This is a genomic window from Sphingopyxis flava (genome assembly GCF_900168005.1).
In the GTDB taxonomy this organism is placed as follows: domain Bacteria; phylum Pseudomonadota; class Alphaproteobacteria; order Sphingomonadales; family Sphingomonadaceae; genus Sphingopyxis; species Sphingopyxis flava.
In genome coordinates this window covers 1-10,091 of record NZ_FUYP01000056.1, presented here as the reverse complement: position 1 = coordinate 10,091, position 10,091 = coordinate 1, and the positions used below count along the sequence as shown (strand labels likewise).

Sequence of the window (10,091 nt, the reverse complement as noted above, 5' to 3'; positions counted from 1 at the left end):
TCCTTCTCGACCGCATAGAATTCGCGGGAGAAATAGCGGTCGGACGGGACCGGATCGGTGCCGAGCGACGGATCGCGCGAGGTTTCGAGCAGGATTTCCGGCGGCGCCTTCTTGTCGGCATGATAGAGCCCCTGAACGAAGGTGTGGCCGCGGTAGGCGGCCTGATCGGAACGATCGCGCTGGGCGCCATCCTGCTGCGCCGGCAATTTAGCGTCCTGCATCATACAATCCTCTCGGTTATGAGTCGTTAGTCCTAGTTTCATTTCTGTCGAACTTCCACCACGCGGACATAGAGCCATGCCTGCGCGCACTGCTACCCAACCTTGGACCGCTCGGGCCTAGAGTTTTCCGCCTGCTCCGACACCATTCTCTGGTCCACCGGGGGTTAGAGGAACCCGGCCAGGGTCACGGGACGTGAATTCAGTCGCCGCAGCGCCTTTCTTCGCAACGAAAAGGTGAAGAGCAACCCGCCACTGCCCCAAACGGAAAGTTGTCAAGCACTTGCCTCCTTTCGCGTAACTTCAGGTGGAGGGAATCATGCCGCCGATGTCACCGTGCCACTCCGCCTTGACCCGGTCCGCCATCTTTTCAGCAGCCATCAACACCGGCAGATGGGTGAGTGCGCGCGGGAGGGTTGGAAAAATCGACGCGTCAATCACCCGTAGCCCGCACAAGCCAACCACTTTGCAATCAGGATCGACAACGACATTCGGATCGCCCGGCGTGCCTATCCGGTAGGTACCGCACACATGATAGGCACCCTGGGCATTTGCGCGCACATAATCGCGAAGGGCCTGCTTATCGCCAAGCAGCTTGCGCACGTCGACACGCCCATTTCTCAACGCCAGCCAGCGAAGCGGTGGAATTCGCAGAGCAAGCACGATAAGGCGTGCCAAGATCGCATTGGACTTGGTGCGCCTAGCGAGACGTGCAACGATTGCGCCGCTCGGCACGAAGAGCTCATGCCGCAATTTCTTTATTTTCGGATCTTCGGCGATCTCGAGCGACATCTGCAGCGCCTTTACCAACCGCTCGAAATCGCGCTCATCGTCGAGCAGATTGAATCGGACGCGCGGCAATATATCCGGCTCCTTGCTCACAAGGGTGACTGAACCCTGCGAATAGGCTTTTTGCACAATGCACATCAGCGTGCCGACTGATCGTCCAAGTTCGTGCCACGACTGTTTGGTGGCAGGATAAAACATCATGTCATGCTGTGTGCATCCAGGTATATTAGACGAATAACGTAGAACGTTCTGTTGCCATACATTGACGTCCCGCGGCTGCTCTGCTGCTCTGTGCAGATGCATTACCAGGGCGACCCCCGGGTGATTTAGAAGATTTCGCCCGACGCAGGGCAACTCCTTTACAACTTCAATTCCGAGATTCTCAAGTTCCTCAGTGCACCCTATTCCGGATCTAAGTAAAAGCGCTGGACTGAAGATCGCACCGCATGACAAGACGACTTCCGCGGCATTTAAGGTCTGAAAGCCCGATCGTGAGCGCAATTTAACGCCACGGGCACGACCTTCATACACGATGACCCGATCGACTTGTGCATCCGCCATAATAGTGAGATTCGGCCGCTTGCGAACATCCGCGTCCAAATAGGCCATCGCAGCGGAAACACGACGATCGGCCAGGCATGTCATCGGCATCGGACCGACACCATCCCGGAAATCGCCGTTATAATCTTCGATTGCGGCGGAGCCTCGTTCCCGCAGCACTTTTTCAACCCCCCTTGCGAACGGCGAATAATGTTCAGGGCGCAGACGTCTGACTGGCATCGGCCCATCCTGTCCGTGCAACGGCCCCGAAAAGTCTGCGTCGCGCTCGAGTTTGTTAAAATAGGGAAGGACATCGTCCCAGCCCCAGCCCGTTGCGCCGAGATCTCGCCACTCGTCATAATCAGCAGGTTGTCCGCGATCGGCGGCCATGCCGTTGATGTTCGATCCACCCCCGACGCCAAACCCTTGTGTATAGAACGTTTCCGGCCAGGCGCTGCCGTGACCGGGCGCTGGACCTGCTTCGGCCATTAGGCCCGACCAAGTGAAGCTATCGTTCCACAGAGAGGTGAAAAAGGAATCAACGATATCAGGATGCTCTTGTCCCGGCGGTAAGTCCGGCCCTGCCTCGATCAAAAGAATTTTCTTATCTGGGAATTCAGAAAGTCTGCTTGCTAGCACACAGCCCGCCGCTCCAGCACCGACGATAATCATATCATAATACGAATTATCTTCCACGGCGCATTCCACGGAGAAATACCTCATACCTATTGAATCTACTCTTGGCATTCGCCTGGAGCATAAGGAACATATCGATTATATACGTTACCAATACCAATGTCGTCTTAATTATCCAGAAAAGCGCTCCGACCCGCAACGTGACTTTCGGCGCCGATATCCACCTTGATATCGGCGCCCACATTTTCGGTGAGGTCTTGCCATATCCTTCGAAAAACACAGCTTAATCAAAACTGTGGCCTTTCCAAGCCGGCAAGCCACACGCTTCAATCAGAACATCACTTTCGCAGAAGCACCAAATGTACGCGGAGCTCCGTAAGTTTGGGTGGCCCAGCCGAACGTCGCAATCTGGATTTGCGATGCAGTTACGTAATGCTTGTTGAGGATGTTACGCATCCAAAGCTGCAGGCTGACCGGCGATTTCATGATATTGCCCCAGTTTAACGAGGCATTTGCGAGGAAATAGCCAGGAACCGTGTTTAGCGCACCAGCCGCGGCTCTGTCGAAATCGCTCAGCCGATTTGCTTGCGTGATGCTGCTTGTGTAGTAAACAGACAACGTAGTTGAAACATTCCCGATATCTGGACTCACCGGCCAATCATAGGTGGCGGCGACATTCATCTGATGTTTCGGGGTCTGCGCGGGCGTTGTTCCACTCAAATCCACTGCTGGAATGAAGGCGTCACCAGGCAACCCGCTCGGCATGCCATTGCCATTGCCGCCAAGGCCCGGATAGAGGAATTCGTCGAACTTGGCTTTGATATAGTTGTAGCTGAGATCCAAGGTCAGGCCCGCAACCGGCGAGTACCGCATCTCCACATCGAAGCCATACACGCTCTCCTTTGCGGCATTGACGACGCCGAAACCAGTGCTACCGGGAGGGTCATTGTAATTGGCATTGGCATAGACTTGTTTGTCGGTGATCTTTCCGCGATAGAGCGCAAGGTTGGTACGGATCGGTCGGCCAGCGAGTCTCCAGTCAGCTTTCACGCCGATCTCGATCATCGTGTTCTTTTCAGGATCAAAGGTCGTGCGCCCCTGGTCGCGCAGAGTGAAGTTCGTACCGCCAGCCAGATAGCCATGGCTGATTTTTGCGTAACCCAAGACCTTGTCGCTAAACTTATTGGTAATTCCAAACATCCAGCTCGGTGCCCTGAATTCCGCAGCGCGCGACGCCGAGCAATTCGCCGGATTAAAATTTGAATAGCCGACCATGCTGCTAACATTGCACGGCTTGTGGGCAGATGGAAAGAAGTCTGGGCCAAAAGCCGGAAGCGTACCGAACGGGGTGGCGGGGTTCGCCAAGTTCGAGCCTGCGGTAACTGTCGAATTGACGCTGTCCCAGTTGTAGCGGAACCCGCCTTGAGCGGTGATGGTTCTGGTCAGGTCATAATCCGCATTGAAATAGACCGCCCTAGACCGGAACGTCTTAATCTCGAAATTGTTAGTGTTAATAACAGAATCTGGACTGGTCGGGAATCCGAAGAAGGCGTAAAGCCCCTGCAGCACATTAACGTTGAACCCTGTTTCCCGGCGCATAAAGGAATAGTATCCGCCAAGGCTGGCCCGTAGACCCAGTTCGGAGTTCTCGTAGCGCAGTGTAAGATCGTCGGTCCACTGCGAAGTTTTGTCGTCTCTCAGAACATCCACGACGACGGGCGTGACACTGGGATTGTCCTCTGAAATCGTGGTATGATCATTGCGGTATCCAAGAACATTGCGCAAAGACAATGCACTGGAAATTTCTAGTTCTGTTCGGTTCTGAATGCCGTACAGGTCCGCCTTACCAAAGTGGCTGGTTTGATTGGGGGACGGATTGGGCCCCTGGTAGATCGTATTATAGTCGCCAAGCTTTGCCTGCGGGAAAAGAGTTGGCAGGTATACGCCAGACAAACTGGGGGCAAATATAGTCGGAATTTGGCCAAAGGGCGCTTCATCGCGATTATAGTAATCCGCAATGAGATAGTTTTTGAGCGATCCAGTCTCTATCGACAGTGTGCCGCGGAAGGAATAGTGGTTTTCGTTTTGATAGGACTTTGGGGAGATGCCCCCGTTGTCTGGGTTGTTAATATAACCATCGCGCTTCACGTAATTACCTGCGAACCGTAAGCGGACTACGTCGTTCACCGGAATATTGATCATTCCTTCAAGTTCGCGCCGATTGAAATTGCCGTATCCCGCCATCACATAGCCTTTGAACTCGCCAGTCGGTAGGTTTGAGCGCACCGAAATGGTGCCGCCCGTGGTATTGGTACCGAACTGCGTTCCCTGCGGGCCTTTTAGAATTTCAATGGTCGAAACATCATAACTGGAATTGGCTATGCCGGCCGTCGAAATCAACGGTACGTCATTGAAGTAGACCGCGACGCCACCCTCGATACCAAGCTCGGTCGCTGTTCCACGAACGGCGAAGATGGGCGTGCCGCCGCTGGAGTTGTTCGACACGGTCAAGCCCGGCGTAACAGCCTGCAGATCCTGCGCACTTTTGACGACCTTGTTTGCCAAATCCTCACCCGTGAATGCAGTCACGGTAATAGGGAGCGATTGCGAGCTTTCCCCAACTTTGCGCGCGGTGACGATAATTTCGCCCAGTTCGCCGTCGCCTGATGGAGAATGGGCGACAGAAGCAGCTTTGTCCTGTCCCAAAGCGGGTTGCGCAATCATGGCCAAGGCCATGGTGGCCAATGACACCGCATTAGCACGATAGATATGCGCCGTCATGAAAATATCCTCCCTTAATAAGTTAAAATATTATGTCACAATATTTATATGTCATGGTAAGCTGCGCATGTATATTTGTATTATGCGTAGGCAGCGTGGGCATAGCGTTAGCGCGGTAGTTAAATATCCGGCGTGAGTATAGTCAAGAAATTGCATCTCGTTACCAATATGTTGGTTTCACTGTCCCGGTTCAGAGCCGCCCCCCTTGTAGAAGGCAAACGAATTGCAGTAGCCTGACGGGAGGCTGCGGCTCTAGTCGTCTTGTGGCCCATCAAGAGATCTTTGCCGCGCCGGCTCGTTTTTCGAGGCGTGGAGCAGCATGTCCTCCCATTCATCAAACCTGCTCTCTGGCTGGACCTTCCCAACTCCACGTTTCCCAATTGGCGTAGGGCTGGCGCTCAGTCAGGTCGTCTATGCTCAGGCCTTGGGTAAGCTCGTGATCGAAAGCCCGGTACAATTCTTCACGCCCGTTGTACGCATCTCCACTCACGGTCCGGAGCACGTCCAGCTGGTTTGCCCACAGCCCATACGTGCCCGCCATGGCCGAGAATACGCGCCCGCTGATACGGCTGGCCCCATCCGACGCGAGCCAGGCCGCAATGGGGGCGACATGCGCGGGGTCGGCGGGTGTGCCGGCCACCTCTTCATGTGGCAGCTTGCCCGTCTTTTCGAAATGCTCCTTGGCCGAGAGCTGGATGGAATCAACATGGCGGGTCGCTGCGGCAGGAGCGATGGCGTTGGCCGTCGCTCCCCAGTCCGCCATGGTGTTCGCGCAAGCCCGGGTCATGCTGATGACCGCGCCCTTCGCTGCCGTATAGGCGAAGAAGCTGGTGTGTCCCATTACTGCTGAAGAAGTAACATTGATCAGCCGGCCTCTGACAGCATGGCGATGCCAGTGACGTGCGGCCATCTGAGCCATACGGAATGCGCCTTCCAAATGAATGCGCATAATGGAGTTCCAGTCCTCTATTGAGGTGTCTAGCAACGTGCCCAGTCGGATATTTCCGGCGCCGTTGAAAAGGATATCCATGCGCCCCCAACGGCTGAGAACCAAATCCAGCACGCCATTCACGTCGTCCCCACGGGTGATGTCCGCAAAGCAGGGAACGGCGCTTCCGCGCTCTGCTTCGATCTCTTCTGCAACCAAAGCAGCAACCCGGCTATTGTTGCCCGACCCATCCGGAGCACTTCCGTTATCCACGATCAAAACATGGGCGCCTTCCAGGGCGAATAGCTTGGAAACAGCCCGACCGATCCCACGTCCGCCGCCCGATACGATGGCCACCTTTCCGTCTAGCAATCCCATGGCTTAGCTCCTGATTTCGGCTGGAGACGACATCATACAGGCCATGACGCAATTGTGCGGTCCTGGTACCGACCAGCGATGCGGGGCGCCCAGTGGTCGATGAACTACCGTGTCGCCAGGACCCACCTCGACCTCGCCCTCCTGCACATGCAGGATTGCGCGACCCGAGAGGATCACCGTGTAATTGGTGGTCGTTCCGGTGTGGAACTGGTTAGGCAGACCTTCGCCGCCACCCGCGTTGTCGGGTTTCATTTCCATCAAGATCCAGCTAAGGCCGCCCGGCGGAGGTATCTCCGCAAAAGGCGCTCCTTCCGGAGTTATCCAGAGCGGGGCCACCGTGGCGCCGTGAGCGGCTACTGTGGATACTCGATCGTGGCGGGCCACCCGGGACCGTCCTTCAGGGCCGACGTCAGTTATGACGAGATGGCAATCCTCAATTCTCATTTCGCTGCCTCCGGTAAGGTCCTGATTGGTGTTCCGTAGCCCAGCTCCCCCGCTAAGCGGCCATTGCCGCTGCGCCGGTACATGGCGGTTGTGCGATAATGTGCTACGTTGCCCGATTCCGCGCCTGAGTCCTCCAACGGTGCCTTGACCCGGATGCGCCAGTCCATCTCGGCAAAGATGTACCATTCGGTGACGATCCGATTGAGAACAGTCACACCAAGGACATCCACTGCTGAGAACATGTTGCTGAGATGGCCGCGCACCTCCTGCGATCCTTTAAAATCGACCGCATGTGGTCCAGGCGAAAAATAGTTTCGAGCCAACATGCTGTAATCATTGGCGAACGATTCCAGTATCGTATCGATATTCCCGTCAACATAGGCCGCCAACAAAGCGTCATGACGGTGCAGAGCAGTTTCGAGGTCGCGCGTGTAATCGGCTTCCAAGCCGGGGAAGGCCGTGGGCCGCGCCGCGACTGCATCCCGTGTGAGGACCATCTCACCGATGATTCCGTCACTTTCGGTATGAACGAGGACCAGACCCTCGGCGCGATATGCCTCGCCGACGTGGCGGCCAGTCTCGTCAGCTGTCACAGGCCGCACAAGCCAGCTGCGCTCGCTGAACAGATACCAGTCAGTTGCCACTTGTCGAAATGAAGTGCTATGCACAGTTTCCGAGTAGTCTCGGCTTCCACGGTATCGGACGCGGGGCTGGTCATACTCAGTATCGAGTATGTCATACGCAGGATCATCAAAGTTCCGTCGAGCATGTAGTGTGTTCTTTTCGCTAAGACTTTTCACAACGCGTTCTACGTCGTTGGTCTCCTCGGCGCCTATGTGCCATTCGGCCATTCCGATGCTATGGATAACCGATGCGGCTTCGCCTTCCGGGCGGACATCACCCACAAATGATGACACGCGCTGACGCTCGGGGGGCCAACCCTTCGAATTCAAGCTATCCATGTGATGTATCCCCGCCCTGTCAGATGGTCTCGACGTCGGTGCCGTAGGCCATCTGCCCTGTGAACCGACCCTTATCGTCCACGCCGGTCACGCCGGCCGTGCGAAGCTGGAGCCGCGCTCCTGCCACATGTCCTTCGGGGGTCACCCGTTTCGCGGTCAACTGGAACAGCTGCTCTGAGAAGATATACCAACTGCTCGAGACACGATTCAGGACCGCCAACCCGTCGATCTTGTACAAGTCGTCGAAGGCGACCAGCATATCCAGGGCCTGACCCCTGTTGACGGCGCGAGCGATAGGATCCGATGTGACATAATCTCGGATAAACCAGCCACACCCCTCCACAAATAGGTCTGCAGCCGCACTCAAATCGCCATTTCGGAGGTGTTTCAGAAAGGTGTTGTGAGAGATAATATTGCGGGCTTCCAAGGTAGGATCAGATTTGGCAGGTGCACTGCCACCAACCAATGCCGTGGCCTCATACGCTGGATCACCGCCACCAGGCATCTCCATCACCCCGGCGGCCGTAGCGGGGAAGAACGCGACGCTATGTGTATCCATTTCGCTACCCACAGCCCTGCCGCCGGCGGAATTTTCAACAAAGCGCATGCGAGGGAGCTGCTCCCAAAAAACGTACCAGTCGGAAGCGACCTGCTTGATCGGCAAAGTATATTCCACCTCGAACGCCTCGCGACGTGTCCAGTTATAGTACTCCGTAATAGAGTCCATATCAGTAAGTATTTGGTGTTTACCATAAGGTCGAACAACAAATAAGGGAGGCTGGGCTACGCTCTCGAGGATGTACGGTATGTCATTTAGCTCTTCACCAACAACATGCTGGTCAACCTTATTAAGAGCCTCAAGAACTTTACTTGAGCTACCTGCAGGATTAACTTGGCCAGCAAAGGCAGAATATTTCATACGGCCCTTAGATGCGGGCGCCGCAATATTTGTCTCTCCCATTAGGTATTCCTTTTTTATTCCTCTCCGCTCGGCGGAGCCGTCGGTAGATTTTGGCAAGGACGTTGGTCGAGAACGAGCGGGGTATCAATGGCGACATACGCATGGATCGATTGATAGAAGCGCCGTGCTCCACGGTTCGCGGCAAGCCGCGACCTCGCGCTAATGCAAACCCTGAGGCCAGAGTGGCTGACCTTTGCACTGCTACCCAACTTTGGACCGCTCGGGTCTAGAGTCTTTCGCCTAGCCCTGGTCCGGAGGGCTGGTGACCCCGGTCGGGTTTGCCAGCATGATCGGGGGCATCCCCCAGCCATACCACTCCAAGGGACACGATCGGCAGAGCACGTCTTCCAGCGTAAGGTTGACAACCCTGACTGTAGCACTCATCCGACACGGTCATGGATTTGGATTTGCGCTACCTTCGCTATTTCAAGGTGCTGGCGGAAACGCTGCACTTCGGAGCGGCCGCTACGAGGCTCGGAATCGAGCAGCCAGCGCTTTCCCACGCAATCAAACGGCTGGAACGGATCCTTGGAGTACAGCTCCTAAATCGTTCTTCACGGCACGTTTCGCTCACGGTAGCTGGCGCAGATTTTCTAGCAGAGGCGAGCCAGATAATCGCTGCCGCCGACCAGGCCGTTGAGAAGGCACGCAAACAGGCCAGGCACAGACCCGACACCCTGGTCGTAGGTACCCTTGCGATGACCGTTCTGAAAATCCTTCCAGACATCCTTAAACGCTACCAGGCTATACATCCGGACACCAAAATACGAATACTGGAATGCTCGATAGAAGAGCAAATAAATGGACTGCGAGATAATACACTAGATGTCGGATTCATGCGTACTCCGCCTATATTTGAATGCCACGACCTTGAGTTTTTGGAGGTGGAATCCTTCAGTGCAGGAATGGTGGCGGTACCGACGGGATCTCCCTTAGCTTTGCGGAGGAGTCTACAACTTGCGGACCTCAAATCCGAACCATTGGTGCTTTACCCATATGAAGAAGCGCCGGATGCAGTAACGTCACTACGGAAAGCCTGCCACTCAGAGGGCTTCGAACCCAACGTAGTCCTCGAAGGCAACTCGATGTTTATCATCCTAGCCCTCGTCGCCCAAGGGCTTGGGTCGTCGATATTTTTCGACACCCGGCCGGTCGTGGACTCACCCAGCATTACCTTCGTTCCGCTTGAAAAGGAACAGGCCCACGGCATTATGGCGGCATTGGCTTGGCGCCGCGAACGTCTGTCTCCGCTGCGAGAAGACTTCATCAAGGTTACGCGCCAATATGTCGCCGAGATGCATCCTTAACCGCTCTTATGCACCAAGGGGTGTCTGAGCGGTAGGCGGGAGTAGCGTAAAGCTCTGTTCTGAAGTAAGAAATTGGGTGTCTAAGCCGTCCCTGCTCCGGGACAGAAATTGCCATAGGCTACACCCGCCATGACCGACGTTACCTCA

General features: G+C 55.4%; 8 protein-coding genes. 1 reads left to right on the top strand and 7 read right to left on the bottom strand.

Translation table 11 applies throughout. The features are described 5' to 3' along the window. The 7 genes from B5X69_RS19740 to B5X69_RS19715 form a co-directional block, all read right to left on the bottom strand. Positions 1-221 (bottom strand): hypothetical protein (locus B5X69_RS19740; RefSeq protein WP_139375900.1); only part of this gene is annotated, 221 nt, incomplete at its 3' end. 300 nt (positions 222-521) lie between these two features. After that, positions 522-2,243, bottom strand: a complete 1,722-nt coding sequence (locus B5X69_RS19735) for a GMC family oxidoreductase (protein ID WP_176141706.1) — start codon at positions 2,241-2,243, stop codon at positions 522-524. A gap of 270 nt (positions 2,244-2,513) precedes the next feature. Beyond that, positions 2,514-4,964: a TonB-dependent receptor gene (locus B5X69_RS19730; RefSeq protein ID WP_079640224.1), complete on the bottom strand. Its 2,451-nt coding sequence runs from the start codon at positions 4,962-4,964 to the stop codon at positions 2,514-2,516. A 334-nt stretch (positions 4,965-5,298) separates the two neighbouring features. After that, complete coding sequence (locus B5X69_RS19725) at positions 5,299-6,270, bottom strand: SDR family NAD(P)-dependent oxidoreductase (RefSeq protein WP_079640223.1); 972 nt, start codon at positions 6,268-6,270, stop codon at positions 5,299-5,301. A 3-nt stretch (positions 6,271-6,273) separates the two neighbouring features. Then, complete coding sequence (locus B5X69_RS21625; protein WP_176141705.1) at positions 6,274-6,522, bottom strand: cupin domain-containing protein; 249 nt, start codon at positions 6,520-6,522, stop codon at positions 6,274-6,276. A 188-nt stretch (positions 6,523-6,710) separates the two neighbouring features. Next, on the bottom strand, positions 6,711-7,676 hold the full coding sequence (locus B5X69_RS19720) for a nuclear transport factor 2 family protein (protein WP_139375898.1): 966 nt from the start codon (positions 7,674-7,676) through the stop codon (positions 6,711-6,713). A 19-nt stretch (positions 7,677-7,695) separates the two neighbouring features. Continuing rightward, entirely contained in the window at positions 7,696-8,637 is a 942-nt protein-coding gene (locus B5X69_RS19715) for a hypothetical protein (protein ID WP_139375897.1), read from the bottom strand. Positions 8,638-9,044: 407 nt separating this feature from the next. Between B5X69_RS19715 and B5X69_RS19710 the strand changes: the two genes are divergently transcribed. Beyond that, the gene (locus B5X69_RS19710) at positions 9,045-9,944 is read left to right on the top strand and encodes a LysR substrate-binding domain-containing protein (protein ID WP_176141704.1); all 900 of its coding nucleotides are present in this window, start codon (positions 9,045-9,047) and stop codon (positions 9,942-9,944) included. Positions 9,945-10,091 lie beyond the last annotated feature (147 nt).